At 41.6% G+C, this 26,999-nt stretch carries 23 protein-coding genes; 18 read left to right on the top strand and 5 right to left on the bottom strand.

All coding sequences use genetic code 11. From position 1 onward, the window contains the following. The first annotated feature begins 126 nt into the window (after window positions 1-126). From DW015_RS03070 to DW015_RS03055, 4 genes are all read left to right on the top strand, one after another. Window positions 127-1,116 carry a hypothetical protein gene (locus DW015_RS03070; protein ID WP_022288360.1) on the top strand — a complete coding sequence of 330 codons (990 nt, stop codon included), beginning with the start codon at window positions 127-129 and terminating at the stop codon, window positions 1,114-1,116. 9 nt (window positions 1,117-1,125) lie between these two features. Continuing rightward, on the top strand, window positions 1,126-1,683 hold the full coding sequence (locus tag DW015_RS03065) for a FumA C-terminus/TtdB family hydratase beta subunit (protein ID WP_022288361.1): 558 nt from the start codon (window positions 1,126-1,128) through the stop codon (window positions 1,681-1,683). A 234-nt stretch (window positions 1,684-1,917) separates the two neighbouring features. Then, window positions 1,918-2,478, top strand: a complete 561-nt coding sequence (locus tag DW015_RS03060; protein ID WP_046440300.1) for a sigma-70 family RNA polymerase sigma factor — start codon at window positions 1,918-1,920, stop codon at window positions 2,476-2,478. Between the two features lie 96 nt (window positions 2,479-2,574). Next, on the top strand, window positions 2,575-2,853 hold the full coding sequence (locus DW015_RS03055; protein ID WP_022288363.1) for a zinc-ribbon domain containing protein: 279 nt from the start codon (window positions 2,575-2,577) through the stop codon (window positions 2,851-2,853). A 49-nt stretch (window positions 2,854-2,902) separates the two neighbouring features. Here DW015_RS03055 and DW015_RS03050 read toward each other — a convergent pair whose 3' ends face one another. Further along, complete coding sequence (locus DW015_RS03050) at window positions 2,903-3,733, bottom strand: AraC family transcriptional regulator (protein WP_242993204.1); 831 nt, start codon at window positions 3,731-3,733, stop codon at window positions 2,903-2,905. Between the two features lie 94 nt (window positions 3,734-3,827). Between DW015_RS03050 and DW015_RS03045 the strand changes: the two genes are divergently transcribed. Both DW015_RS03045 and DW015_RS03040 read left to right on the top strand, forming a co-directional pair. Then, window positions 3,828-6,830: a glycoside hydrolase family 2 TIM barrel-domain containing protein gene (locus tag DW015_RS03045; protein WP_117904109.1), complete on the top strand. Its 3,003-nt coding sequence runs from the start codon at window positions 3,828-3,830 to the stop codon at window positions 6,828-6,830. A gap of 10 nt (window positions 6,831-6,840) precedes the next feature. Then, complete coding sequence (locus DW015_RS03040; RefSeq protein WP_117904107.1) at window positions 6,841-10,326, top strand: glycoside hydrolase family 2 TIM barrel-domain containing protein; 3,486 nt, start codon at window positions 6,841-6,843, stop codon at window positions 10,324-10,326. Between the two features lie 37 nt (window positions 10,327-10,363). Here the strand turns inward: DW015_RS03040 and bsh are convergent, their stop codons facing one another. Beyond that, window positions 10,364-11,338, bottom strand: coding sequence for a choloylglycine hydrolase (bsh, locus tag DW015_RS03035; RefSeq protein WP_117904105.1), 975 nt, complete (start codon window positions 11,336-11,338; stop codon window positions 10,364-10,366). A gap of 217 nt (window positions 11,339-11,555) precedes the next feature. Between bsh and cls the strand changes: the two genes are divergently transcribed. The 8 genes from cls to DW015_RS02995 all read left to right on the top strand — a co-directional run bounded on the left by cls (window position 11,556) and on the right by DW015_RS02995 (window position 19,938). Further along, a complete protein-coding gene (gene cls, locus DW015_RS03030) occupies window positions 11,556-13,085 on the top strand; it encodes a cardiolipin synthase (protein WP_242993203.1) in 1,530 nt (509 codons plus the stop codon). A gap of 290 nt (window positions 13,086-13,375) precedes the next feature. Continuing rightward, a complete protein-coding gene (gene mgtE, locus DW015_RS03025; protein ID WP_117904103.1) occupies window positions 13,376-14,806 on the top strand; it encodes a magnesium transporter in 1,431 nt (476 codons plus the stop codon). A gap of 500 nt (window positions 14,807-15,306) precedes the next feature. Beyond that, the gene (locus DW015_RS03020) at window positions 15,307-15,843 is read left to right on the top strand and encodes a sigma-70 family RNA polymerase sigma factor (protein ID WP_117904102.1); all 537 of its coding nucleotides are present in this window, start codon (window positions 15,307-15,309) and stop codon (window positions 15,841-15,843) included. After that, on the top strand, window positions 15,836-16,507 hold the full coding sequence (locus DW015_RS03015; RefSeq protein WP_181979821.1) for a DUF4367 domain-containing protein: 672 nt from the start codon (window positions 15,836-15,838) through the stop codon (window positions 16,505-16,507). The genes DW015_RS03020 and DW015_RS03015 overlap by 8 nt, the downstream gene beginning before the upstream one ends. A gap of 39 nt (window positions 16,508-16,546) precedes the next feature. Continuing rightward, window positions 16,547-16,756, top strand: a complete 210-nt coding sequence (locus DW015_RS03010) for a hypothetical protein (protein WP_117904097.1) — start codon at window positions 16,547-16,549, stop codon at window positions 16,754-16,756. Window positions 16,757-16,771: 15 nt separating this feature from the next. After that, the gene (locus DW015_RS03005) at window positions 16,772-17,983 is read left to right on the top strand and encodes an ABC transporter permease (protein WP_117904096.1); all 1,212 of its coding nucleotides are present in this window, start codon (window positions 16,772-16,774) and stop codon (window positions 17,981-17,983) included. A gap of 1 nt (window position 17,984) precedes the next feature. Then, window positions 17,985-19,262, top strand: coding sequence for a hypothetical protein (locus DW015_RS03000; protein ID WP_117904094.1), 1,278 nt, complete (start codon window positions 17,985-17,987; stop codon window positions 19,260-19,262). 13 nt (window positions 19,263-19,275) lie between these two features. Next, complete coding sequence (locus DW015_RS02995) at window positions 19,276-19,938, top strand: ABC transporter ATP-binding protein (protein ID WP_117904232.1); 663 nt, start codon at window positions 19,276-19,278, stop codon at window positions 19,936-19,938. 227 nt (window positions 19,939-20,165) lie between these two features. On the opposite strand, the gene DW015_RS02990 is transcribed toward DW015_RS02995, so the two are convergent. Beyond that, entirely contained in the window at window positions 20,166-20,420 is a 255-nt protein-coding gene (locus tag DW015_RS02990; RefSeq protein WP_117904092.1) for a hypothetical protein, read from the bottom strand. A gap of 322 nt (window positions 20,421-20,742) precedes the next feature. Between DW015_RS02990 and DW015_RS13335 the strand changes: the two genes are divergently transcribed. The 4 genes from DW015_RS13335 (at window position 20,743) to DW015_RS02970 (ending at window position 23,331) form a co-directional block, all read left to right on the top strand. Next, a complete protein-coding gene (locus DW015_RS13335) occupies window positions 20,743-20,910 on the top strand; it encodes a hypothetical protein (RefSeq protein WP_181979820.1) in 168 nt (55 codons plus the stop codon). Window positions 20,911-21,368: 458 nt separating this feature from the next. Beyond that, window positions 21,369-22,346 (top strand): reverse transcriptase family protein, encoded by a 978-nt coding sequence (locus DW015_RS02980; RefSeq protein ID WP_117904089.1) that lies wholly within the window; start codon window positions 21,369-21,371, stop codon window positions 22,344-22,346. Between the two features lie 288 nt (window positions 22,347-22,634). Next, on the top strand, window positions 22,635-22,904 hold the full coding sequence (locus DW015_RS02975; RefSeq protein ID WP_117904087.1) for a DUF6809 family protein: 270 nt from the start codon (window positions 22,635-22,637) through the stop codon (window positions 22,902-22,904). Between the two features lie 10 nt (window positions 22,905-22,914). Next, the gene (locus DW015_RS02970; RefSeq protein WP_117904085.1) at window positions 22,915-23,331 is read left to right on the top strand and encodes a hypothetical protein; all 417 of its coding nucleotides are present in this window, start codon (window positions 22,915-22,917) and stop codon (window positions 23,329-23,331) included. 48 nt (window positions 23,332-23,379) lie between these two features. On the opposite strand, the gene DW015_RS02965 is transcribed toward DW015_RS02970, so the two are convergent. Together DW015_RS02965 and DW015_RS02960 are read right to left on the bottom strand one after the other, a co-directional pair. Next, window positions 23,380-24,285 (bottom strand): DUF4365 domain-containing protein, encoded by a 906-nt coding sequence (locus DW015_RS02965; RefSeq protein WP_117904083.1) that lies wholly within the window; start codon window positions 24,283-24,285, stop codon window positions 23,380-23,382. Window positions 24,286-24,365: 80 nt separating this feature from the next. Next, window positions 24,366-26,969: a hypothetical protein gene (locus DW015_RS02960; protein WP_117904081.1), complete on the bottom strand. Its 2,604-nt coding sequence runs from the start codon at window positions 26,967-26,969 to the stop codon at window positions 24,366-24,368. Between the last annotated feature and the right edge of the window lie 30 nt (window positions 26,970-26,999).

Below are 26,999 nucleotides of genomic sequence, written 5' to 3'. Positions count from 1 at the left end.
ATTTTGTATAAATTTCAGTTGCTATTTTGTATGGAATAATGAAATTTTTGAAAACGGCTTAAATCAGTTGAAAAATAACGTGGTTTATTGTATAATAGAGATAATCACTAATGTGGAGGGATTGAAATGGCTAGTAATGGTTATTTAAGAACGGTTAGAGTCGGCGGATTTGATAAGCAGGACGTTCTTGCTTATGTAGACGACCTTACTTCTAAAATTTATACTCTTGAGGCTCAGGTCAATGACCAGAACGAAACTATCGAACGTCTTGAGAAGCAGGGCGGCGCTCAGAAGCAGGACTTCGAGGGCAAGAAGGAACTTGAGAAAAAGGTAGAAGAGGCTAAAAACAAGATAGCCGAGCTTATGGCTAATACTGATACAATGAAGGTTCGTATCGCTGACTATGAGCAGCAGGTAACTGAAAAGGACGCTGAGCTTGAAAAGCAGAAGCAGGAGATCGAGGATCTTAAAGAGAAGCTCGAAACTGCTGAGGCTAATGCCGGCACAGCTACTCCTGCATTCGATCTTGGAAGCGTGTTCATGGAAGCTCAGAACACAGCTAATAAGGTCGTTCAGGAAGCTAAGAAGGCAGCTAAGCAGATGGAAGATGAAGCTAAGCAGCTTCAGGATCAGGTTCTTGCTGACGCAAACGCACAGGCACAGAAGCTTGTTACAAATGCCCAGACAGAGGCTGATACTACACTTCAGACAGCTAAGTCAAGCGCTGCTGCAATGACGGCTGCTGCTAAGCAGGAGGCTGAAGCTGTTACAAGCGCAGCTAACAAGCAGGCTGCCGAGGTAACTTCTAAGGCTAACGCTGAAGCTGAGGCTGTTACATCTAAGGCTAACGCAGAAGCCGCTGACGTAACATCAAAGGCAAATGCTGAGGCTGCAAAGGTAGTAAGCGACGCTAAGAACGAAGCTAAGAACATCAGAGCGCAGTCTGCTGATCTGAGAGAGTCTGTTAAGACACAGTTCACAAGTCTGAGCGAAACTGTTCAGCAGCTCGTTACATCACTTAACGATCTGTATGGCAATAGTATCGGTGCTGTAAACACTGCAAGAGATCTTATTGACGATGGTCTTTCTCTTGTAAGCGATGATGACGCTGAATAACAGTTTGTCATGTCTGAAATAAGAAAGGTGCGTTCCGAGGAGCTTAAAGCGGTGAGCGGAGAGCTTAAATGCGGTGACAAGATATTGCTTTCGGGCGTTGTGTACACTGCAAGGGACGCTGCACATAAAAGATTCAATGCTTTGCTTGACGAGGGAAAGGAGCTTCCTATCCCTTTGAAAGACGCTGTTATCTACTATGCCGGACCTACTCCTGCACCTGAGGGAAAGCCTATCGGTTCATGCGGACCGACCACTTCGGGAAGAATGGACAGGTTTGCACCGAGGCTGCTTGATCTTGGATTGGGCGGAATGATCGGCAAGGGCGAGAGATCACAAGAGGTTAGGGACGCCGTGATAAGAAATGGTGCGGTCTATCTCTGTGCTATAGGCGGTGCGGGCGCACTTGCCTGCAACTGCATAAAGTCTTGTGAGGTAGTGGCTTTTGAGGAGCTGGGCTGTGAATCTGTGAAAAAACTTTACGTTGAGGATTTTCCTCTTGTTGTGGCTGACGATTGCCACGGAGGGGATATTTTCAGCGATGGCAGAGCAAAATACTGCCGTGTATAACATCAAAGTTGCGTAAATTGCGGTCAGCCGTGTATTTCGACACGGCTGACTTTTTGTTTGTTGAAAATCACAAGAATACATTCTTAAAACTGTGGTATGTTACAAATATTTTCACAGGGACGGCGGATTTCGTCAATTCTCTTGACTTTTATGGTCTAAAATGGTATCATAACATTACGCAGGCAATAGAAGCACGTCTTGCGGTAATTTCTATGATTAGGTGGGCGGTATTTTTTGAGAGGCGATCGGCAGGATCAGCAGAAAAAGCTTTCAGATGAGCAGCTTGTGCTAAATGCACAGAGTGACAAAACGGCTATCGGTGAGCTTATTGCGAGATATATCTGTACGGTGGAGTTTCTGGCAAAAAAATATGGCGCCGAGGTTCACGAGGATCTTGTCCAAGAGGGGCTTATGGGGCTTCTGGGTGCGGTTAGGACCTATCGTGAAGACAAAAATGCGAAGTTTTCAACTTACGCTACAAAATGTATAAAAAATAAGATCATTTCGTCTGTTCACAGAAATGCACTTCTTTCAGGCGGCGAGGAAGCTGACCTTGAGGCTATTCTTGGCGGCGGTGGCACTGTACCTGAGGAGGTCGTAGTGGAGCGTGAGGAGCTGAATGAGCTTTATGATAAGATCACTTCTGCACTTTCGGAGCAGGAGTGGCAGGTATTTCAATCGTTTTTGAGAGGAATGTCATACAATCAGATAGCATTAGGCTTGGGCACGTCGGAAAAGGCGGTAGACAATGCAATGCAGAGAGTCAGACGGAAATTGAGATCACTGTTGAGATAGGAATATGGCCGTATAGCTTAATAGCAGAGCGTTGTTTATTCAAAGGTGTCGGTGCAAATCCGACTAGGCACAATTTTATGTAATGAGGTAAGAACCATGTACGAAGACAAGACATTAGTATGTAAGGAGTGCGGAAACGAGTTCGTTTTCACAGCAGGAGAGCAGGAGTTCTATGCTGAGAAAGGTTTCGTAAATGAGCCACAGAGATGTAAAGCTTGCAGAGATGCAAGAAAGGCTGCTACAAAGTCTGAAAGACAGACTTATACAGCAACTTGTGCTTCTTGCGGCGGCGAGGCTGTTATTCCTTTCAAGCCAAGAGAGGACAGACCTGTTTACTGCAGCGAGTGTTTCGCTAAGATGAAGGAGCAGGGCTAATTTTCTGCATAATTGAGCTGCCTTTGGGCGGCTCTTTTTTTGTTTGTGGTTATTTGATCTGGCGGAAAGCGGAGGGGGTCATGCCCTCGTATCTTTTGAAAAGCTTGCAGAAATAGCTTTCTGAGCAAAAGCCTGTTTCCTCGGCTACCTGCTCGATGCTTTTTTCTGTACCGGTGAGCAGGGCTTTGGCTTCTTGGATACGACGTTTTGCGATATATTCCATTGGACGCATACTGAGTTTTTTGCGAAAAAGCAGACAAAGGTGCTGTTTAGTTACTCCTGACACACTGCAAAGCTCGTCCATTGTGATAGGGGAAAAATAGTTGTAGTTTATGTAGTCCAGTGCTTTCATAAGGGCGGAGGATACTGACGTGGCAGGGTCTTTGTATGCGATAAGGCGGTAAAACTCCATAAGAAAATCATACAAATAGCCGGAGGCTTTGTAATTGCCGAAAATACTGTCGGTTCGCAGAGCATTGTGCATTTTGCGGAAAATATGCTCGAGCATTTTTGTGTCGCTGAGGTGAAAGGTTTTAAGCTCGGTAAGGCCGAACTGGGTAAGGATATCCTTGGCGGCATATCCGCAGGGGACTATCCAGTGGATATCCCATATATCCTCTTCCGGATAGTATTCGTGGGGCGTTTCAGCGGGTATGAATATGGCGGTATCATGTGGTATGGGAATGGCTTTATTCTCAAAGATAAGCGTGCCGCTGCCTTTGGTGCAGTAGAGGATCTGGTCATAGTGGTAGCCCTCAGGTCTTATAATGTGATCCTGACAGTGCTGCTGACCCATATTTTGCAGATATAGCGGCAGGGACTTTTCGTTTCCCAGGATAGGATAATCGGCAAAGAACAAAAATATCAACTCCATATTCATATTGTTATAAATTAATAATATCATTCATTGACTTGCCTGTCAATAGCTGATAAAATAATTACAGTAATTTATAAACTTGTAAAGGAGAACAGCTATGGATATTTTTAAGCTTGCGTCGGAAAATTCGCCAAGATCGAAAATGATATATCATGAGGATACTCAGGCGCTGCACATTGGCACGCTTGATAAGCACTGCTATTTTGTGCCGTTTGCAAAGGGGCAGGATCCTTTTGAGGATCGTAAAAATTCTCAGCGAATGGAGCTTTTAAACGGCAACTGGGGTTTTCGCTATTATGACAGCATAATAGACCTTGAGGACGATTTTATTCATGAAAAGTTTGAGAACACTATCCCAGTGCCGTCAAACTGGCAGCTTTACGGCTATGACAAGCCGCAGTATACGAACGTGTGCTATCCAATACCATTCGACCCGCCTTTTGTGCCTGACGATATACCTGTGGGAGTTTATCAGCGTGAGTATTGCTACTCACATGACGGCATGGACAGGGTGCTTGTGTTCGAGGGCGTGGATAGCTGTGTTTATTTGTATGTGAACGACAGCTTTGTGGGATATTCACAGGTTTCTCACGCTACGGCTGAGTTTGATATTACACCATATCTTGCTGAGGGCAGGAATATCATTACTGCCGCTGTGCTGAAATGGTGCGACGGAACTTATCTTGAAGATCAGGATAAGATAAGGCTTTCGGGAATTTTCAGAGATGTTTATGTGCTGTCAAGACCGAAAATGCGTCTTGAAAATTATATCGTGAAAACTGTTCTCGGTGAAAATGGCTCTGCAAAGCTTAGCTTTACGGCTTTCGGCTGTGATGTTTCTGCAAGGCTTTGCGATGATGATGGTGTTACAATGGCTCAGTTTTCGGCTTATGACGGTGAGAGGGCTGAGATAAAGTTAGAAAACGTCAAGCTTTGGAGTGCTGAAACACCTTATCTTTACAGGCTTACTATCAATGCAGGCGACGAGGTTATCGGCGAGGAGGTTGGCTTCAGAGATGTAAAGGTGGATAATGGCGTTGTTAAGATAAACGGCAGGGCGGTGAAGTTCAAGGGTGTAAATCGTCATGACAGCTATCCTGACACGGGATATTATGCTTCTTATGAGCAGATGAAAGCTGACCTTGTGCTTATGAAAAAGCACAACATAAACGCTGTGAGAACGTCGCATTATCCTAACTCCCCAGTGTTTTATCAGCTTTGCGACAGACTGGGGCTTTATGTTATTGATGAAGCGGATCTGGAGTCACATGGCTGTGTGGAGGTCTATTATGATTACAAGTGGGACTATTCCGATTATAACGGCATTGCAATGCTTGCCTGCGATGAGAGGTTTGGCAATGCCATAAAAGATCGTGGGGAATGTCTTGTAAAGCGTGATATAAACCGCCCTTGTGTGGTGTTCTGGTCATTGGGCAACGAGAGCGGATATGGCAAAAATATGCTCGATGAAGCTGAGCTTATAAAGAGGCTTGATGATACAAGGCTTGTGCATTATGAAAGCACACACTGCCTTGACGGAACTTCCGACAGCGTGCTTGACGTAGTTTCAGGTATGTATTGGGATCTAAACGGGCTGAAAGGCTATCTTGAAAAGCCTGAGGAAAACAGACCTCTTGTGCAGTGTGAATACTGCCACGCCATGGGAAATGGTCCGGGAGATCTGGAGGATTATCACAATGTGTTCTATTCCAATGAGCGTTTCTGCGGTGGCTTTGTGTGGGAGTGGTGCGACCATTCTGTACCGCTTGGTAAGACGGCTGAGGGTAAGATAAAATACGGCTATGGCGGTGATTTCGGAGAAAGACACAATGACAGCAATTTCTGCATGGACGGTCTTGTTTATCCTGACAGAACGCCACACACGGGACTGCTTGAGGTAAAGCAGGTATACAGACCTGTGCGAGTAACAAAAGGGGAAAGCGAGGGAAGCTTTGTTTTTTCAAGCACGCTGGAGTTTGTGAACGCCGGGGATATTCTCGATTGTCGCTATGAGATAACGGACAAAAACGGTATTATACATATCGGCAGAGTGGATTTTGACATCGAGCCTATGGGAAGCACTGTGGTGAATGTTCCCAATGATACAGCGGAGTATGAAAATGAAACATTCATAAGGTTTATTTTCACTGCAAAGGAGGACACTGACTATTGTGAAAATGGCTATGAGGTGTGCTTTGACCAACTGAAAATAGCTGATGGCAGGAAAGCGGTTGTGGAAAAGGCGAAAGCTAAGGTAAAGGCGGAGGAAACTCCACTTTGTATCACTGTGACAGTGGGAGATGTTGTTTACCGCTTTGACAAGCGTAAGTCGGCGTTTGTTTCTGTGAAATTCGGTGGCAGAGAGCTTCTTGACAGACCTTTGCAGTATAACTTCTTCCGTGCGCCTACGGATAATGATGTCATGAAGTACAATTGGTACAAGGTGCATCTTAATGACTTTGATGTGAAAAGCTACGGCTGTGAGCTTTCAGCGAGCGAGAACAGAGCGGAGATAAGCGTCACACAGTCTTTTGGCTGGTCCATACAACAGCCGTTTTGCAGGCTGAAAGCTGTTTATGTTATTGACGGCAGTGGGCTTGACATAAAATGCGAAGCGGAGTTTTCAAATAAGATAGATATGCTTCCAAGGTTCGGCATAAGGCTTTTCATGCCAAAAGATTTTTCAAGGGCGGAATATTTCGGATATGGTCCTACAGAAAGCTACATCGACAAGCGTCAGGCTTGCTATGTGGGCAGATTTGCGGCTGATATAGGGGATATGCACGAGGATTATATAAGACCGCAGGAAAATTCATCGCACTATGGGTGCAGATATCTCACTGTGAGCGGTGTGGACACTGAGGTGAAGTTTACCGCTGACAAGGATTTTTCATTCAACGCTTCGCAGTTCACGCAGGAGGAGCTTGCGGCAAAGGCGCATAACTATGAGCTTGAAAGGTGCGAGAGCAATGTTATCTGCGTTGACTATGCAATGGCAGGGGTCGGTTCTAACTCCTGCGGGCCAAGGCTTGCAGAGAAATATCAGCTTGAAAAGCCTTTGATAAACGCAAATTTTCATATTCAGATAAGTAAAATATAAAGGAGTTTTTATGGATATCTGCGAAACATACTCAAACAGAAAGCTTTTTTGCAATGATTGGGAATTTTACAAGGCGGCTTTCGGCTCTGACTACTCAGAGGACTTTGCATTTAAGCCTGTGGACATTCCTCATGATTGGCTTATTTATAATACAAATGACCTATATGAAACTTCTACAGGCTGGTACAGAAAGAATTTCTCTTACCAAAAGAAAGAGGGCATACGCACTTTTATCCGCTTTGACGGAGTTTACATGGACAGCAAGGTGTATGTGAACGGCACTTTGGCAGGGGAGTGGAAATACGGCTACTCGGCATTTATGTTCGATATCACCGACCTTGTTAAGGACGGAGAGAACATTATTACTGTCCGTGTGGATCACCACTCGCCAAACTCAAGGTGGTATTCAGGAGCGGGCATTTTCAGAAAGGTTTGGCTTTGCGAAAGCCCTGAGATACGTTTCGGCAATGACGGCATTTATATCACCACGTCAAAGCAGGAGGACGGCTGGCAGGTGACTGTGAAGGCTGAGATGCTTCGTCCTGTGGGTACTCCTCTTGGTGGCATACGCATCAGGAACACTATTTTTGACAAGAACGACAAAAAGGTAGCAAGCTATGAGTCTGACGCTTGTGGGGCGGATATTTCCTGCATACCTGAGGCGGTGCGTGTGAAAGGCGTGAGCTATTCTCTCACCGCTCAGACCATGACAGTGAAAGACCCTGAGCTTTGGGATATCACCTCGCCTGTGCTTTACACTATGGTGTCTGAAATTCTTGTGGACGGCAGCTGTGTACAGCGTGTAAGTCAGAAATTCGGCTTCAGGACTATCAAATTCAAGTGCGACAGCGGTTTTTATCTCAATGGCAGACACGTTAAGCTCCACGGCTCATGCGAACACCATGACAACGGCTGTCTTGGGGCAGTTTCCAATCCTGCGGCTATAAGGAGAAGATTTAAAAAGCTACGCAAAATGGGAATCAACGCTATCAGAACCTCTCACAATATGCCTGCGGAGGAGTTTATGGACATCGCTGACGAAACAGGTATGCTCATTCTCTCTGAGGGCTTTGATATGTGGGAGAGGTCAAAGACTGACTATGACTATGCTAGATTTTTTGATGAGTGGGTAGAAAAGGACGTTGCTTCATGGGTGCGCCGTGACAGAAACCACCCTTCTATCATAGGCTGGAGTGTGGGAAATGAGATTTTTGACACTCACGCTGACGAGAGAGGTCAGGAGGTAACGGCTTGGCTCAAAAGGCTCGTTAGGCTCCATGACCCTGATGGCAACGGCTATGTCACATTCGGCTCTAACTATATGCAGTGGGAGAACGGTCAGAAATGCGCTGATATTCTCAAGCTTGCAGGCTATAACTACGGTGAAAGACTTTATGAGGAACACCACGCCGCTCACCCTGATTGGATGATATACGGAAGCGAAACGGCTTCTGTTGTTCAGAGTCGTGGAATTTATCATTTCCCGCTGTCTGAAACCTTGCTAACTGACGATGACGAGCAGTGTTCATCTTTGGGCAACAGCTGCACAGGCTGGGGTGCAAAGAACACTGAGGCTTGCATTATCCCTGACCGTGACGCTGAATACTGTGCAGGTCAGTTCATTTGGACAGGCTTTGACTACATAGGCGAGCCTACTCCATACAGCACGAAAAACTCATACTTCGGTCAGTTCGACACAGCAGGCTTTGCAAAGGACAGCGCATATGTTTTCCGTGCAGAGTGGACAGACTATAAGGCTGAGCCATTCGTGCATATTTTCCCATACTGGGATTTCAGCGACGGACTTCCTTGTGACGTGAGAGTTTGCTCAAATGCTCCGAGAGTTGAGCTTTTCAAGGACGGCGTTTCAATGGGTGCATATGATATCGACCACAAGCATGGCAAGGAGCTGACAGCGAACTATATCATACCATATGAAAAGGGCGAGCTTAAAGCTGTTGCATATGACGAGAATGGAAAAATCATCGCAGAGGATATCCAGCGTTCATTCGGAGACGCTGTTAGGATAGAAGCTGTTCCTGACAAGACAGAGATACTTGCAGACGGCTCTGACCTTGTTTATATTGAGATATCTGCATTTGACAAGGACGGCACTTTCTGCGCAAATGCCAACAATCGTGTGAATGTAAGCGTTGAGGGTGCGGCAAGGCTTATGGGTCTTGACAACGGCGACAGCACTGACTATGACCAGTATAAAGGCACATCACGCAGACTTTTCTCAGGAAAAATGCTTGCTGTTATTGGTTCGACTGATAAGACGGGGGAGATAAAGGTAACGCTTACATCAAAGGGTCTGCCTGACTGTGTTGTGACCCTTGAGGCTGTTAAGGCAGAATATGACAGCGGTACATCATCGCTTGAAAACGTGGGCTTTGCTCCTACTGAGTGTGGAAGAACAGACGAGATACCGGTGAGAAAGATAGAACTTTATACTGATACTCTTACTCTTGACAAGGATAACCCTGAGATAACAGTGAGATATAAGGCACTCCCTGCCAATTCGGATTATGCTGAGGATATAGAGTTCAGGGTAACAAATGAAAAGGGCATAACATCTAATCTTGCAGAGTGCGAGGTAACAGCAGACAGCATTAAGGTGAAAGCAAAGGGTGACGGAAGCTTCTGGCTTCGTGCAATGTGCAAAAACGGCACTGAGCGTTATCACATCATTTCTATGCTCAAATTCACTGCTGAGGGTCTTGGAAACGCACTTACCGACCCATATCAGTTTGTTATCGGCGGACTATTCACAAGGGCGAGCGACAACGTTTCAAGCGGCATGAAAAAGGGTGTAGGCTTTGCAATGGGCAAGGTAACATCATGGGCGGCATATGATAATCTTGACTTCGGCAGTGCAGGCTCTGACACTGTTACGGTGCAGATATGGGCGAACACTCTTGACCCTGTTAAGATAAGCTTCTATGACGGCATACCTGAAGAGGGCGGAAAGCTTCTTGGCACGTTTTGTTATCACAAAGAGCCTGAGTGGATGATCTTCAAGCCTGAAACTTTCAAGCTTTCAAGAAAGCTCAAGGGTATTGAGACCCTTTGTATTCTTACTGAGGACGGCTTCCAAGTGGGCGGTTTCAACTTTGAAAAGGTGAGCCGTGAATTTGCGGTGAATAATGCGGCTGAGGCTGACAACATTTATGGTGACAAGTTCACAAAGGGCGAAAAGTGTGTGACCGAGATAGGCAACAACGTTATGCTTGATTTCGGTGAGTTCGATTTCTCTGAAAAACAGCCGAGCAGGCTCGTTATAAGCGGAAAGTCACCGCTTGCCCTCAACAGCATACATCTTATTTTGAACGGCAGCGAGGGCGAAAACCGCATACTCTGCGAGTTCAGGACAGATGACAGCGAAAATTATGCCCAGAAGATCTTTGATATCTCAGGTATCAGCGGCAAACAGAAGGTTTCATTTGCGTTCTTGCCGGGAAGCAACTTTGACTTTGAATATTTCAGATTTGAGTAATAAAAACGCTCCGTACAGATTTTGTACGGAGCGTTTGCTAGTTCTGAAAGTTTATTATCTCGCCCGTTATCATAGGGTAGGCAATAAGCTTGGCGGAGTCAAGGTCTTCTTTGTGCATATCAACAGCGGATATCTGATGTCCGTTGTAGGTGGTGTAATAGTAAATGCCCTTGTGGGTATTGCAGCAGCTTGTGTAAATGGTTATCTCATACTTGCCCTCTGCCACCTGGCAGCAGCCTCTTTGCTGGTCAACTGAGTTTAAAATGTGGAAGAACTGGCTCACACTGCTTTGCTCGTCAGGGGCGGAACGTGAGTTCATTTTCACAAATGCTGCTCTTATAAATCTTGACTGCGAGGACAGGTCGCCCGGTAGTCCCATTGCGCCCATGCCACGGCTGTAGGAAGTAAGGTCAAGCTTGTCTGAAAAAGTGTTTTCGGGCTGTTTAGGGGAAAGTCCACGGAAATCGTTTAGTCTGAACATCTGCATATCAAAAGGCGGATTGTTTGTCAGCACGCCCACGGGATTGTTATAGACCTTTATGCCTTCTTTTACAGATTCCACTACGATACAATCGTTCTTGTCGGCTATTATCCAATGGAGCTGACCTGACGGCATTTGTGGGCTGAACTGAGTTTTGGTTATGTTTATCTTTTCTATAAGCGTCCTTGCTTCTGTCACGTTTGCACACTGACAGAGTATCCACGGGATAAACTCGAATTGTGCAACGTTGTCTTTGCCGTCTATATCATCACGGTAAAAGGCGTTGCCAACAAAGTTAAGACCTGCCATGGCAAGACCCTTTTCATTGGCGGCGTCATAGAAAAGAGGATAATCCTGAGCGACATGAGCTGTGCCTATTACCGCATAATGGGTAGCTATCCTGCCCATATTAACAAAGTTAAGGGGAAAGTTTCTTGGCATTATGACTATTTCCTCGCCGTAGGAGCTTTCATAGTCAAGAGTTCTTCCAAAATAAAAATCGTTAGTTTTATAAGTTGCCGCAGTACACATTTTGTTACCTCCAATTAAATTGTTTTCGTGGGTGCGAATCGTTCGCCCGCCTGCTGACAAAGCTATCCGCAGGACTCGTTATATTTAATATAACACTTTTTGCAGTTAAAATCAATGGCATTGACTTATGTTAAAAAAATTGTTATAATAATGGTAACATCGCATAATGATAGTGTTTTGTTGCCCTAAGATGATAAATGAAAGGAGCGAAACGGAGTTGACGTGGAACAATGTAAAGAAAATAGCAGGCAGAGTGGTGGCGGTGATAGTTCCTGTGGCGATGCAGTTTCTGTGGTATCTTCTCATACTTAAATGGCTCAGCAAGGCGGCAGGGCTTCTCAGTATCGTGCTTACTGTGCTGTCATTTCTGTTTGTGCTTTATATCAACACAAAGCGTGAGGAGAGCAGCTACAAGACCCTTTGGCTTATTGTGATACTTACTTTTCCTGTGCTTGGCGCAGTTATGTATATAATTTTCGGCAATAACAATACTGCAAAAAAGCTTGAAAAGAATATCACAAAGGCAAGGCTTCACATGGACTATGAGCTTCCTGACGGAGAAAAGTGCATAGGGGAGCTTAGGCGTGAGGACAAAAGACTTGCTCAATCGGTGAAAAGAATAAGCGACGCAACGGGCTTTCCTATGGTGAAGCTTGACAGTGCAGAGTATTTTTCCGTTGGGGAGGAAATGTTCGCTGATATGTGCAAGGAGCTTGAAAAGGCGGAGAAATATATTTTTGCAGAGTATTTTATTTTGCAAAACGGCAAGTTTCTTAACACTATGGTGGATATAATGGCGAGAAAGGCGGCTCAGGGCGTTGACGTCAGGATAATGTATGACGACCTTGGAAGTATCGCAACATATTCTCTTGCAGACGCTTTGAAGCTTGGTGAGAAAGGTATAAAATGTGTGCCTTTCAATCCGTTCCTTTTTATAAAATCACAGCTCAACAACCGTGACCACAGAAAAATAATGGTGGTGGACGGCAGAGTTGCATACAGCGGCGGAATAAATCTTTCGGACGAGTATATAAACATAGGCTCGAAATATGGTCACTGGAAAGATATCGGCTTTAAGATAACAGGCGAGGGCGTAAAAAGCTACACCTATATGTTTATGGAGTTCTGGAACGCTTTTTCAAATGACATGATACCTCATGACCTTGTGGGGGAGAGTTTTGAAAAAGAGGGCAAGGGCGGCGACGGCTATGTTTTGCCTTATTATGATTCCCCTATGGTGGACGAAAATGTGAGCAACACGTTTTTTTCTGAGATGCTCTATGCCGCAAGCGATTATGTGTGGTTCTACACACCGTATCTTATGCTTGGCGACAGCCTTTTTGACGCTTTTATAAGGGCGGCTAAACGTGGGGTCGACGTGCGCATCATAATGCCAGGTATCGCTGATAAAAAGGTGGTTTTCAGGCTTTCGAGAAGCTATTATCGTCAGCTTATCGAGGCAGGAGTGAAGATATATGAATACACCCCTGGGTTTGTTCACGCAAAGGGCTGTATATGCGATGACAAGCTTGCGGTGCTTGGTTCGGTAAATCTTGACTATAGAAGTCTGTTTTTGCATTTTGAGTGCAGTTCTATATTCTATGATTCGTCTATAATAAAGACTTTCAAGGCGGATATCCTTGAAACCCAGAGCAAGTGCAGACAGCGCACGCTTGAGGACACAAAGCGTGGTTTCTTTGGACGGCTCATTGACGGCGTGCTAAGGATATTTGCACCATTGCTTTAACAATATTTTTATAATAAGATAAGAATTATGCATTGATGATTATTATGAAATGTGGTACAATATTAAACAGACAAGATCTTACGGAGGTGAATAAAGTGGCAAACAGCGACAGTTGCGGGTCTAACGGGCGATCGTGTATATATGTGAACACAGCCGACGGGCTTCGCTTTGCGTTGCCGTTTTATTCGTTGTGATCTGATATATCTGCCCGTGTGTGACCTGTCATGCACGGGCATTTTTATGCCTGTTTGTCCCTCACGTCATAAAAAAATGAAACGGAGGACAAGCAAATGAAGAAAAATGAACTGAACAAAAATGTAATTTCAAACGAGGACGCAGTAAAGAACATTCATTGCGACGAGATAACCGCTGTCATCAACAGCAATGATTCACCGAAGGCCATGATGAACAGGCTTGATGATTATCATGGCAGTGATATTGCAGAGGTAATAAGTACGTTTTCTGTTCCCAACAGAAAGAAATTCTACCGTGTGTGCAGTCTTGAAATGCTGGCAGAGATATTTGAATATCTTGACGAAAAACAGGCAGGGGAGTATCTGAGAGAAATGGATATCCACAAGGCTTCGGAGCTTATATCGGAGCTTGACACTGATACTGCGGTGAACATTCTGTCTGAAACGGACAAGGACAGGAGAAGCCTTATTATAGACGCTGTTGCACCTGATGTACGCAGTGAACTCAAGCTTATCGCTTCATTTGATGAGGAAGAGATAGGAAGCAGAATGACTACGAACTGCATTATCATTGACGAAGACATGACTGTAAAGCAGGCAATGAACGCTCTTGTTAGTCAGGCGAGAAAAAATGACAACATCTCAACGCTGTTCGTGGTGGACGAAAATAAGGTTTTCAGCGGAGCTATAGATCTGAAGGATCTTATCACGGCTGACAGCGAGGTGGAGCTTGAGAGCATAACGGCAACTTCTTTTCCATATGTTTACGCCAACGAGCAGACTGCCGATTGTATCGAAAAGCTGAAGGATTATTCAGAGTATATCATACCTGTGCTTGACGATTCAAACAGGCTGCTGGGAGTTATCACAGCGCAAAACATCATCGAGGCATCAGATGATGAAATGGGCGAGGATTATGCAAAGCTTGGCGGTCTTTCCGCAGAAGAGGATCTCAACGAGCCTGTATTGCAGAGTGTGAAAAAGAGATTGCCTTGGCTGCTTGTGCTGTTGGGACTTGGCATGGTGGTGTCCACAGTGGTGGGAGCGTTTGAGAAAGTTGTTGCACAACTCACTCTTATTGTGGCGTTTCAATCGCTGATACTTGACATGGCGGGAAATGTTGGTACACAATCCCTTGCAGTGACTATCCGTGTGCTTACAGACGGAAGCCTTACCGCAAAGCAGAAGCTTCACCTTGTATCAAAAGAAATGCGAGTCGGACTTCTGAACGGCACTCTTATAGGAGTGCTGTCGTTCATAGCGGTGGGGCTGTATATTTTCTTTTTCAAGGGCAAGGGGTTGGTATACTCCTTTGCGATGTCGGGTTGTATAGGCATTTCACTTATACTCGCTATAATAGTATCCAGTGCAGTGGGAACGCTCACGCCGCTCTTTTTCAAAAAAATAAAGATAGATCCTGCCGTTGCGTCAGGCCCTATGATAACCACGCTGAACGATCTGGTGGCAGTTGTGGCTTACTATGGAACTAGCTGGATATTCCTGCTGAATGTTTTGAAGCTGGGGTAGAAAAAATCGAATAAGATAAAAAAGCCGATCGCATCCATTTGGGTGCGGTTGGCTTTTTCAGGTTTGGCTATTAGATTCAAGGCAATGCCTATCTTATTGAATAATTTTGCATTTGGAGTTTTCTTCAATTTCTGAAAAGACCTTTTTTTGATCGATTATTGAATCATAGTATGACTTCCTTATTTCTTTGACCAAAACTAATTTGTTATTCTCAATTTTTTTGAATTGATAAATGCCATAGATCTTATGGTTGAAAAAGTAAATGAAAGATACCAGTTTTTCATCTGACAAAAGTTCACCATTTCGTGCATCATATTGTTGATTTATATTTGAATTTTTGTAGCTTTAACTAAATTGAATGGCTCAATCATGTTAGTTTTATACAAGTATAAATTGCAAAATGTATTATAATTTCGGGTTATAAGTTTATTTGTTGGTATCTTGAAAAGTATGTCAATATGTGTTATACTTAGTAACATAAGTAACTCAGGGGGAATCAAATGTTAGCTGTATGTATGACCTTGATAGACAACGATAAGGATCAGACGTCTTTTGAAGATTTTTATTTCAGAAATCGTCAGATAGCCTATGCTTTTGCATACAAGATCTTGAATAATTCTGCGCTGGCAGAAGAGGCTTGTGCAAATGCTTTTTTCAGCATCGCAAAATGTTTTAAAAAAATTCACAATTATTCTTTGCACGATATGGACGCATATCTTATTAGAACTATTAGAAACGCCTGTTATGCGATCTATAATAAGGAAAATCAAAATCCAACATCGTCTATATTTGATCTTAAGGCGGAAGATGAGCCGAGTGAGGATTTTTATGATGATATTGACTTAGATCTGCTTATAGATGCGGTAAGAAAGCTGGATGATAAACTAAAGTCTGTGATAGCATATAAGGTCTATTATGATCTGACCGCTGATGAGATCGCACAGATCATGGGCATTTCTAAGAGAACGGTATTTAATTATCTGAACAAAGCCAAAAGACAAATTTTAGATTTGATCGGTGGTGATCGTTTTGAATGATAAGTTCAGACAAGCAATAAAATTAGGCATAATTGATGAAGACTATAAGGATTATTTGGCTGTCGAGAAAATTCCACATGATTTTTCGGAAAAATATGAGCAGAGAATTGGCGAGCTGATAAAAACTAACAGAAAAAGCGGTCACAGACATATAAAGATCACTCTAAGATTTGCTGCGGCGATAATAGCTGCGGTGCTTGCGGTCGGCTCTGTTACAGTTGCCGCCGTACCGCCGCTGCGTGAATGGTTTGTTGGAGTTTTTGTACAGGATAATAATGGAAACGCTGAAATAACGCATATAAAAGATAATTCTTTGGACGATTTTAGCATTTATAATTTTGTTAAGTATGTACCGACATTCGTACCTAGCGAATTTGAAATCAAATCTGTTGTCACTAACGATACAAGGCATGAAATACATTATATATCAGGCGATAAATACATAAACTATTCGCAAAGTTCTTTGACAGTGTCTAATCAGGTAGATACCGAAAATATGAAGACTGAATGGGTAGATATTAACGGCAAAAAAGCATTCATTTCATATGACAGTGAATATACAATAATTGCATGGACAGATGGAACTTATGCTTTTGAAATAGACGGTAATTTGTGCAAAGATGACATAATTCGTATGGCAAATTCAGTTAAGTCTACAAATTAAAAATTCGTGATTTATTGCGAAACGAGAAAGGAAATAAGTATGATTATTAAGAAAATTGTTACGGGAATTGTTGCATTGGCTATTGTAAGCACTATGGCTGTTACTACTGCATTAGCAACTACGTCAGCAACCAAAGAGGTATATGGTCAGTCATATGCTTATTATATCCATCGTGTAAAAGTTAAAACCGATAAGGATAATCAGTATACTATAGACGATGTTTATTATCGTATAAATCAAAATAAGTAATATTAAGAGGACTAAATGAAATACGTTTTTATTAACCTGAAAAATTTTGCCGTAAAGAATGTACTTATCTTTATTCTATTTATTGTTTGCGCCGTTACTGATGTGCTTATAATATTGTTTTCACATGGTGCATTTCAGAATTTTAAAGCAAGCAAGGATTTTGAAAAGCAAAAGAAGTATGTATTTAACTATACTTTTTCATTTGGCGATATAATAGATACTCAGGAAGACAGTGATGGCAGGATCTTGTCTTATTTTGGAACAGATTCTATAACTCCTGTTCAGCTTCGGGAGGTGCTTGACAAGCTTGATGATAATTCTAAATCGTCAATGCCGGGTATGTATTTTAGTTTAATGTTTGATCAAGAAGAGCTTAAAATTGATGAGTGTTTTGACGACGGTCAACCGTATCTTATGTCTGCGGTGCGCATTCAATATGATGAGGAGCTGAATGATTATAGTTTATACGAATCGTATGTCGACAACATGAGTATCCGCAAAGGCAGATATTTTACTAAGGAAGAATATGCTTCAGACGAAAATTTGGTCGTGCTGCCTAGCGGCGCAAAAGACGATATGATCGGCAAGAATGTTGAACTGCTTGGCAAAAGCTATAAGGTCATAGGCATATTCGGCAATACTGTACAAGAGGAATTTCAGGTGCCATTTAAAACGTTGGGTGATAACTGCACTATTTCAAGCATAAGTTTTCTTGATGACAATGCTCTCGATACAGAAAGCTTTTTTAAGCTGAAAAAAGCTTTCAGCGAAGTTCTAACGTGTAATGTTAATTTTCCTCCGATAGACACGATCGATATGGCTGAAATAAAATTCTACAATTCCGTTATATTTATGTCCGTAGCCGTTGCGATAGCTTCTGCAATAAACCTTGCAATGCTTTTCAGATACATAATAAGATCCCGTGCTAAACAGACTGCTATATTCATGCTGTGTGGCTGCACGTCAAATAAAATAAGACGGATGTATATAGCCGAGATAGGTATGATATCAGTGACGATATATGTGATATTTGCATTGGTATTCAATTATGCGCTGCTTCCTAAGCTTACTTTGTTTTTTGAGTATATCAAGGTCGCATATAATTTCAGGGTATATATGACCATATTTGGAATATATATTATTTCTATTTATTTGTTCCTTAACATTGTGATATTGTTTACGAATAAAAGATCCCCTGTGAAAATGATGAAAGAGAGGGGAAAATAATATGATAAAATATGGTTTAAAAGAATTTGCAAGAAATATCTACAGCAATGTTTTTATCGCTGTTCAGCTCGCCATTGCATTTATTATAATGTCGGCGGCTGTTTCTTCTGTTCTTTCAAGAATAGAGATGTATACTCCTGTAAAGAAATACTTTCCTGATGGCAAGGGACTATATATATGTAATATATATGATGCTACTCTTCTTGACGGTGAGCTTAAAAATATTGATGATGTGGAGTCGGTGACAAGCGGATATGATACAAGCTTGTATTATTCTCCGTCATCAAAAGATCTATCTAATGGACTTGGTGACGATAGAATGAGCGTTAATGCTTTATCTGAAGATATGATAAAGTCATTTACGCCGCAGATGAGTTCGGGAAAATGGCTGTCTAATGCGTCGGCTAACGGAGATTTGATACCTGCTGTTGTGACTGAAAACAGCAACTACAAAACGGGTGACATAGTTACCATTATGCACAAAGAGAAAGTAGGGGAGATGTCCCCTGATGATGAGGATTTTGACTATGCTGATCCTTATAAGTATGAGTATGTTAAGAACAAGGTGGAAATTGTCGGTGTCATAGCTGACGGCTCACAGTTGCTGGGGTTTTCATCTGCATATTTAGGCACTGAGGATAGCATAAAAGAAAAGCCTGATTTCAGAGATCTTTATGCTAATGTCAATAAGTATGGCAACATGATGCTGATAGTTCCGACAGACTGTCTTAAAGATATAAACTGTAAAATATATCCTTGCGGCAACCAAATAGTAACGTTAAAGGATAATGTAAGCAATGAGCGTTTTAAGGAGCTTGAATTATATCTGAGGGATTATGGCAGGGTTTTTGACTTTGAGGATTTCAGAGAAAATTCGCTTGTCTATATTAATGGTCAGCTTATCAAGCTTGTTCCAATGCTTATATGCGTGATAGTTCTTGTTATTGTAAGCTCAGTTTCGGCTTCGGCAGTGAACATAAAAAAGAGACTTGGAGATTATGGTATCTATTATCTTTGCGGAGCAAAGTGGAACGCATATATCAAGATAGATCTTGTGTGTGATCTTATGACCGCAGTTATGGCAGCCGCCATTGCAGTGTGTATTTCAAATGTTCTTACTATGAGCAAATTTATGGGAAATACAGTGATAAGTTTTGGTTGGCTGCACTTGATCGGCTGTGTAAGTATCGTTATCTTGAACATTCTGATCTCACTTTTGATACCGGGCGTTATAATGAGACGAAATACACCAAATGAGATCTTGATGATAAATGAATAAGAGAGGCATTATAATGATAAAGCTTGATAAAATAACAAAGATATATAATCCAAAGAAAGCCAATGAATATGAGGCTTTGCATGGGGTATCATGCGAGATATCAGACGGTGAAATGGTAGCGATAATTGGAAAATCAGGCGCAGGAAAATCCACACTTTTGCATATCCTTGCCTGCATAGACAGCTATCAGAGCGGTGAGTACACAATTGACGGCACTTTGGTAAAAAATTTATCGGAGGGGCAGTATGCACAGATAAGGAATGAAAAGATAGGCATTGTAATGCAGGACTTTGCACTTGTTGAGGATTTTTCTGCCCTTGAAAACGTATTGATCCCATTGGATTTTGCAAAGAAAAAGATAAAGAATAAAAAAGAAAAAGCTCTTGAAGCATTAAAAGCTGTTGGTATGGGGGATCTTTCTAAGAAGCCTTGCAACAAGCTTTCGGGAGGACAGAAGCAGCGTGTTGCTATAGCCAGAGCAATTGTCAACGAGCCTGCCATGATACTTGCGGACGAGCCTACAGGAGCGCTGGACACAAAGACCTCGGCCGAGATAATGGAGCTTTTCAAACGCCTTAACAAAGAGGGAAAAACAGTCGTTATCGTTACTCACGATCCAAAAGTCGCAGAACAATGCAGTCGTGTTATCGAAGTGTCTGACGGTAAGATCATATAGAAAAAATCCAATTCCCGCACATCAAATGCAAAGATCACATCGTAATATCGGCTGTTTAGCGTGATATTCTGTGGGTGTGACATATCCTAATAATATGATACGAGCTTTTTTATCTTTCTTTTCTTTATATCTGTTTAATAAGAGTAAAATTGTCAGAATAAAAAAATTGACCGCACCCGTGAAAGGTGCGGTCATTAGTATTTTGTGGCGGATTTTGTGGCGTAGCGTTAGTTTTGGTTTAGTCTGTATGTTTTTGTCCTGCGTGAGAAGTGTGAAAGAAGTTTGCTGTCAATGAACTTGCTTACTGCTGTGATGGCAGGTCTTGCACCTGATTTGATGTTGTAGGTGTCGGCTGTTATCTTATCTATCGCCTTTGCAAGCACGTCTGCACTGAACAGGGAGTCCATATTCAGCTCAGGGTGAAGCCTTTTGATGACTTTTATTTCGCTCGCAAGCCGTTTTTCAACTATCTTTCTGTACACCGATCTTGATATCTCGCTGAAAGTGTATTTCTGTGAGAAGCGGTTGATAAGCTCGACGTCAAAATAGTCGGAAAGGTCGCTTATGAGCTGTGTTTCCTACTTGCTGAATTGTAGCACATAAGCACATGGCATGTCAACAACAAGGGCGAGCACACTTTTTTAAGTCCGTTACAAGACACTTATTTGACTTTATAAGCCAAAAACGCTTAGCCCTCAAGTCTGCATTAATAATTCTTACGATACTTACGCAACAAATTCGGGTTTGTAGATGGGCTTATGCGAGTTAGACTTGAAGATGTATGCGAAAAAAGGTATCTCTAATTTGAAACTATCTGAGGCTGTTGATAAGAATGGTGCATACGATGTATATGGTGCATCAGGTTTAATTGGAAAGATTGATTTTTTTCACCAAGGTGAACCATATGTTGCAATTGTAAAAGATGGTGTTGGAATAGGTAGAACAATGTCGCTGAAAAAAACTCATCTGTAACTGGAACTTCTAAATTTGCGAATACGCTCCCTTTTTTGATGTTTTTTTGTGTATTCATACAAAATATTGGCGTTTGGCGCAAAATGTCAGGATAACCCATTGACGTGTTGTGCATAAATTGGTAAAATGATATCAGAGTGTTTATATACAGCCATTTTTTTCGTTGTGCTCTGCGAGATGCACCAATTGTTGTGCATTTCGCGTGATATAATTATCTCATAAAATAAAAAAGGTGCTTTTATCATGAGTACATAACATGGTTTAGTAAAATATGACAAGCGTCAGCAGCGATATTGCAAAACGCATAACTACAGCGAGTCGCTGTGGAAGTTTCAGGGAATAGTAGCTTTATCAAAAGCTTTTTCACCTAATCGGATTTAATTCCATTAAATAAAATTCGGCTCCAAAGCATTTGAATCTTGTGCTGACGCTTGTTATTATTTTTTTGAGGTGACAAAATGAATGATATTGATAATGATATCATAAGGATCTCAGAGGAGCTTGATGTTCCTTTAAAAAAGCTTTATATGCTTAGCAACAACCGAATACGCTATCATAAACGAAATCAGAGAAAGTGTTATTCAAATTACCGCAAGGTGATAATACATCGTGGCAGAGGGCATAAAAACAGGGTGTTAAAAGTGCCGAACGAATATCTCAAGCTCGTTCAAAGAAGGATACTTGAAAGGTATCTTTACACGCTGTCCGTATCTGAGTATGCCACTGCATATTGCAAAAACTCCTCGCTTTTGAAAAATGCAGAGCCGCATATTGGTCAACAAAGAGTGCTTAAACTCGATGTTTCAGGCTTTTTTGACAGCATTGATTTTGGCAAGGTCTATGGGGTCATGTGCGAGCTTGGATTTTCTAAGCCTGCAACAACGCTGCTGACAAATATATGCACTCATAACAGCATACTGCCACAGGGTGCGCCAACATCTCCGCAGATATCGAATTTGGTGATGAAAAGATTTGATGAGAGGATAGGCAAGTGGTGTGGAGAGCGTGGCATAAATTACACAAGATACTGTGATGATATGACATTTTCAGGTGGAAAAGCTGTGCTTAACGCCAAAGAGATAACGCAACTTGTGAGCAGGGCGTTGCGGAAAATGGGGTTTAAGCTGAACATGAAAAAAACGACGCTTATCGGCGCATCGCAACGTCAGCAGGTAACGGGGATAGTAGTCAACGAAAAGGCGCAGATCTCGTCGAAGAAGCGTCGGGAGATACGTCAGGAAATATATTACTGTGAGAAATACGGAGTTTCCCAAAGCCTGTTTTTCAAAGGTGCTGACATTGCGCCTGAGAAGTACATAAATTCGCTGCTTGGCAGGATATCCTTTGCATTGCAGATAGACCCTGCGGACGTGAAAATGCATGAGTATTTCAAGGTGGCGAAAAAACTCAAGAGTGAGGTGTGCGGGGAAAAGTAGGGCAGAACATGGAAGGTATGAAACTTCAGATAACAAAAGCTCGGAAACAGCACAACGTGCTATCTCCGAGCTTTAAACTTTGGTGACCCGTACGGGAATTGAAAATCTCGGCGCACTTTTCGTGACTTATCGAGATATGCAAAAACGCCCGAAAATACGGCATTTCAGAACAATCCACAAAAGTTCGTTTATACTGTTTTTTGCTAAGTTTTTGCACCCTTAGCGGACAAATAGCGGACAAAATATCCGACATACCCTTGTATAATTTTCGATATGGAGGATATAAAAATGAGAAACATTCTCGATGAACTTTACGACTATGACCTGTTTCATTTGACCGAAATAGAGGACACTGACGGAACGTACAGAACTGCCCTCGACAGGCTCGTCAAGGCGGAAGCCGAACTGAAGAAAGCCTATCCCGACAGCACTGATATTCTCAATGAGTATCAGTCAGCGGACATTGACCTGCACAACATCTCCAATCGCAATGAGTTCCGCAAGGGCTTCAAGGTCGGCGCTCAGCTTGTCCTTGAAATGATAAAGCCTATTAAGTGAGGTGGACGGTATGAGCAGATACAAAAGTGAACAGACCACCTATAATCCACTGAAAAAGAAATACGTTTCTCTGTGGCAATTGGACACTAAAACCGTGACCGTCACACACTTCAATGTAGATACTCAGATTGAGGAAAGCAAGACCTACCACACCGACTTCATTAGGTATCATCTTCATTTCTCTGACAGCCATTGTCCCGACAGGCTTCGCAGGCTCGTCAAAGAGGGTAAGATCATGCAGTATCTTGACGATATAGAGCAGAAAGTCAGTGATGCTATCTCCTGTCAGGTGGAGTTTTGGAAGCAGACAGATAGTTGTTATCAGAAAGCTGTCCTCAGCGGTGATGCTGAAAAGATGATCGGTCTGGAGAATTGCTTCATATATATGGCGAGAGAATCGGTGTTTGAGTGTATGGTTTATATTTGAGATTAGACGGCTGTGCCTTCGGGTGCAGCCGTTTTTAAGTTGTTACAATTAGAAAATTTTGTCAATAATATAGAACTTGTTATTTTCTAAAAAATCATTTATCTCCAAAAAGGCTTTCCCAACACGATTTACTGTAAGCTTCAGCCTATAAAAATCAACTTCCCCAGCGCCATTTCTATATGGATATATATAGGGGAAATTATCTTGCTCTTTCCTCATTTCGACGAATTCTTCGTCCTGATTGAGTTCGTAAAACGATTCATCTACGCATATATCTGCCCAAGGAAATAAATCCGTTATTACAAGCTCATATGATCTTGTTCCAAAACCAAATATTGTTTTTTCAAAAATGGCTACTTCTTTTCCTTCTTCATCATCTTTTTTTAGAATAAAATCGCCTTTTCCAGAACATTTGTTAACCCATTCCTGAACCTCTAATATTAGTCCATCTTGCTTAATGGCATCGAGCATCCATTCTTTTGCAATAAGCAATGAAGCCCACCTTCGTTGAAATTCGCTTTGACTATTAGCTAATTCTAACAATTGAGCTTTCGCTTTATGAAGGTCATTATTGTAGGGAATATTGATTTTCCACCCTTTTTCGGTTTTGATAACCGTTTGCTTGTTTATAGATGTCCAAATACACTTGTCTTGCTCAGGCGAGTAAAGGATGATGATTACTGGCAAAGAGTGATTCAACCAATAATCTAAGTGTTTCAATTCGCCACGGTATACTATAGACTCATCCTTTTTTTCATCAAAATAAGAATCTCCTGTTTTTATCTGAGCTGCTATTAGCTTACCAGACAGATAACTTTCGTTACTGTTTGGTGCTTCAATAATTGCATCTATTCCATAATCTAAAATAGTTTGTTCTCTAAAAGCAAAGCCGAGTTTTGTTAATTCACAGTCAGCTTTACATACACCTAAACGACTTGTAAGTCCTGAATCCATATTTTTCTCCTTTTAGAGACAATGTATGAGTATATGATTGGTGTTTATGTTCCAGTTGAGGTGCTTTTAGGTTCAGCAATCTACTTCTTGGGATTATTAGAGGAGCAACGACTCCAGAAATCTTTACACCAAGCCAATAATGATTCTATATCAGCTTCTATATCACTTAATTCAGGGAGAGATACTGGTCTTTCCAATGATTGTGAATGCTCATAAGCTGAATATTTTGTCATCATTTTTTCAAATACAGCAATATCGTCTTCTTTTACATTATATAAAAGCCGCACTTTTAATGAACCAACTGAATAACCAAATCGTGTAACAATAGATTGTAATAAATCAGTTTCTATTCCATGTTCAACTATTATTCGCAGCTTTGAACAAAGCGCTTTAATACCATCATTGTAACTTTCATATTCTTTGTTCTTAAATTGCTTTTTTAGAAGAATAATCTCATTGTTTTTCAAGCTTTTCAGAGCATCCTTCATTTGTTTAGCTCCATGATAACTTGGTTCTTGAGGTTCTCCAAGAGGTAGATGCCTAAGTTCAACTTGCTTTACTTTTAACGCTTCATGCCCTTCTTCATTATAATGAGTAGCATTATATGCTTCATTACATGAAAACAAGAGTTGTGCAAATGCAAGTCTATGGGTGAAAACGATTACTTGTCGCTCATGCGATAGCTTCACCAGTCTTTTAGCAACCATCTCTTCGTATTTTTGGTCAAGCGAAGTAATAGGATCATCAAAGATAAATGGTAAAACTTTATCCCAAGACGACAAATCAGCGAGAAATGCAGACAAGGAAACCACTCTAAATTCACCTTCACTTAATACTTCGCCTGTTTTCTTCTTTTGAACAGCACCTCTTAATGCTACTTGGTGATATGCCTTGCCTTTTTCTGTTTTGGGAATAAGCTCTACTTTAATCTTATGATTAATGTCCAAGGAGTACATTTCGTCCTCGAATCTTGAAATGTAAGTATCTGTAATCAAAATCTGAGTTAGTTTTCTTTTGACTGTAGTGAGAGCATTGGTAGCGCAGCTTGACGACCCCAATTGTATCTGGATATGTTTTTTACGAACAAGTTTGTTTTCATTTATCCATTTTCTTGCAAGTAAATTATTTACGAAATTAATCTGCTTTTCTCTATTGTCAATGATATCTTGTAAAGCTTTTATTCTTGCCGAATAGTCGGTTAAGAGCTTTTCTTTTGCATCCAGTAAGGACTTTATTTCCGCTGAGACAGGAATAGAAGTTTTTGTATCATAAGTATACTCCAAAAGCCACTTACACCTTGATTTAATAATCTTATATTGCTCAATGATTTGCCTAATGATATCATCTTCAACGCTGCTTGCTCTTAATACTGACTCAATTTGCTCTATATTGATACTGGAGAAGATTGTTTGCAACTGATCTACTGTGTTTTCAAAGACTGAATGTGCTTTTTCTGATTGCTTTATTGCTGTTGATGTCATATACCTATAGAATTCAGTAATTCTTGTGTTTGCTTCTTCAGAAATGTCTTGCTGACATAAAATACATTTCCCGTCTACAATTATACTGTCGGAACGTTTTGATGTTGATTCCTGAGAAAACTTGACAGCAGCAACCCACATTTTTTTCCAATAATCCGAACCCGTTTTGCTTATAATAGATACTCTTTTTAGTTCTTCTATCAAATGGTCAGCTTCTTGTTTAGTATCTATCTGTGTCTTGCGTTGTGATAAGTATTTGTCGCTAAAGCTATCACCTGTTTTAGTGATAAGATCAATCAACGCTTGGTACTGTTTCTCTACAAGTTCTCGTTGCGCCTTTAAAGCATTTAATTGTTTGGACGGATCTTGGTTTTGTAAGCCTTCTTGCAAGGCACTAAGCTGCACTTGTTGGCTTTTGTCCCAAATTATATCTGCCATAAATTGATCATATGATTTAATCGTTTTTAAGGCATAATAGTCAGTTATTAATTTTTGATTACTGATTGCTTTATCCAGAGGTGTTTGCTGACCTAAATTTTCACTTCCTAATTCGTCAAATTTAGTTTTTATGCCTTCATATACCACCGCGATTATTGAAAGTATGGATAATATATGTGGTTCATATATTACTTCGTTCTTTTCTTCTGCAAACTGTTTGGCAACAGAAGTGTCATAGATATTCAAAGGGCAAGTGCTTTTCAAGCTTGGTTTCCAGTGAATTTGATGTTCTTCGCCATCATCGCTATATGTAAGTATCGCTTGTGGACTTGGGCAGTTAGCTTCGTATACATTGCCCAAAATCGCATTTGCATTTTTAGGAGATACAGCACTTTTCAAAATCCTGACATATGAGGATTTGCCACACCCGTTCTCTCCATACACGATAGTAAGATTATTGCCAAATTCCAAAGGTCTTGTAGGCGATAAAGCACCAACACCTTGAACTTCGGAAATGCTTTTTAATATAATAGGGCAATTGCTGCCGCTTGAAAACTCTACTGTGGTTGGAAATGTGGTCAATGGAGCAAACTTGCTGTTCTCTCCAAGATATTCAGCTTTTGCTAACGAAAAAGCTCTGGCAGTTAGCTTCTCAACGTCCTCATTTCCTTGCCAAATCTGACAGAATAAGTCTTTTTGCCACTTATCAGCCTTATCAAACCAAGCCTTGATTAAAGATATTGCATTTGCCTGTGTTTCAGCCATTATAACACATCCCTCTTATTTTACAGCATA

Source organism: Ruminococcus sp. AF37-20, from assembly GCF_003460465.1.
Classification (GTDB): Bacteria; Bacillota; Clostridia; order Oscillospirales; family Ruminococcaceae; genus Hominimerdicola; species Hominimerdicola aceti.
The sequence above is the reverse complement of the archived record's forward strand: the minus strand, read 5'-3'. Positions and strand labels throughout refer to the sequence as shown.

What these genes read in the sequence shown, in the direction of transcription:
- DW015_RS03010 (WP_117904097.1), top strand. Translation starts at nt 16,547, where the DNA reads ATGATTATTAAGAAAATTGTTACGGGAATTGTTGCATTGGCTATTGTA.
- DW015_RS03040 (WP_117904107.1), top strand. Translation starts at nt 6,841, where the DNA reads ATGGATATCTGCGAAACATACTCAAACAGAAAGCTTTTTTGCAATGAT.
- DW015_RS02995 (WP_117904232.1), top strand. Translation starts at nt 19,276, where the DNA reads ATGATAAAGCTTGATAAAATAACAAAGATATATAATCCAAAGAAAGCC.
- DW015_RS03045 (WP_117904109.1), top strand. Translation starts at nt 3,828, where the DNA reads ATGGATATTTTTAAGCTTGCGTCGGAAAATTCGCCAAGATCGAAAATG.
- mgtE (WP_117904103.1), top strand. Translation starts at nt 13,376, where the DNA reads ATGAAGAAAAATGAACTGAACAAAAATGTAATTTCAAACGAGGACGCA.
- DW015_RS03065 (WP_022288361.1), top strand. Translation starts at nt 1,126, where the DNA reads ATGTCTGAAATAAGAAAGGTGCGTTCCGAGGAGCTTAAAGCGGTGAGC.
- DW015_RS02965 (WP_117904083.1), bottom strand. Translation starts at nt 24,285, where the DNA reads ATGGATTCAGGACTTACAAGTCGTTTAGGTGTATGTAAAGCTGACTGT.
- DW015_RS02975 (WP_117904087.1), top strand. Translation starts at nt 22,635, where the DNA reads ATGAGAAACATTCTCGATGAACTTTACGACTATGACCTGTTTCATTTG.
- DW015_RS03070 (WP_022288360.1), top strand. Translation starts at nt 127, where the DNA reads ATGGCTAGTAATGGTTATTTAAGAACGGTTAGAGTCGGCGGATTTGAT.
- DW015_RS02980 (WP_117904089.1), top strand. Translation starts at nt 21,369, where the DNA reads ATGAATGATATTGATAATGATATCATAAGGATCTCAGAGGAGCTTGAT.
- bsh (WP_117904105.1), bottom strand. Translation starts at nt 11,338, where the DNA reads ATGTGTACTGCGGCAACTTATAAAACTAACGATTTTTATTTTGGAAGA.
- DW015_RS03000 (WP_117904094.1), top strand. Translation starts at nt 17,985, where the DNA reads ATGATAAAATATGGTTTAAAAGAATTTGCAAGAAATATCTACAGCAAT.
- DW015_RS02960 (WP_117904081.1), bottom strand. Translation starts at nt 26,969, where the DNA reads ATGGCTGAAACACAGGCAAATGCAATATCTTTAATCAAGGCTTGGTTT.
- DW015_RS03055 (WP_022288363.1), top strand. Translation starts at nt 2,575, where the DNA reads ATGTACGAAGACAAGACATTAGTATGTAAGGAGTGCGGAAACGAGTTC.
- DW015_RS03020 (WP_117904102.1), top strand. Translation starts at nt 15,307, where the DNA reads ATGTTAGCTGTATGTATGACCTTGATAGACAACGATAAGGATCAGACG.
- DW015_RS03005 (WP_117904096.1), top strand. Translation starts at nt 16,772, where the DNA reads ATGAAATACGTTTTTATTAACCTGAAAAATTTTGCCGTAAAGAATGTA.
- DW015_RS02970 (WP_117904085.1), top strand. Translation starts at nt 22,915, where the DNA reads ATGAGCAGATACAAAAGTGAACAGACCACCTATAATCCACTGAAAAAG.
- DW015_RS03050 (WP_242993204.1), bottom strand. Translation starts at nt 3,733, where the DNA reads ATGAATATGGAGTTGATATTTTTGTTCTTTGCCGATTATCCTATCCTG.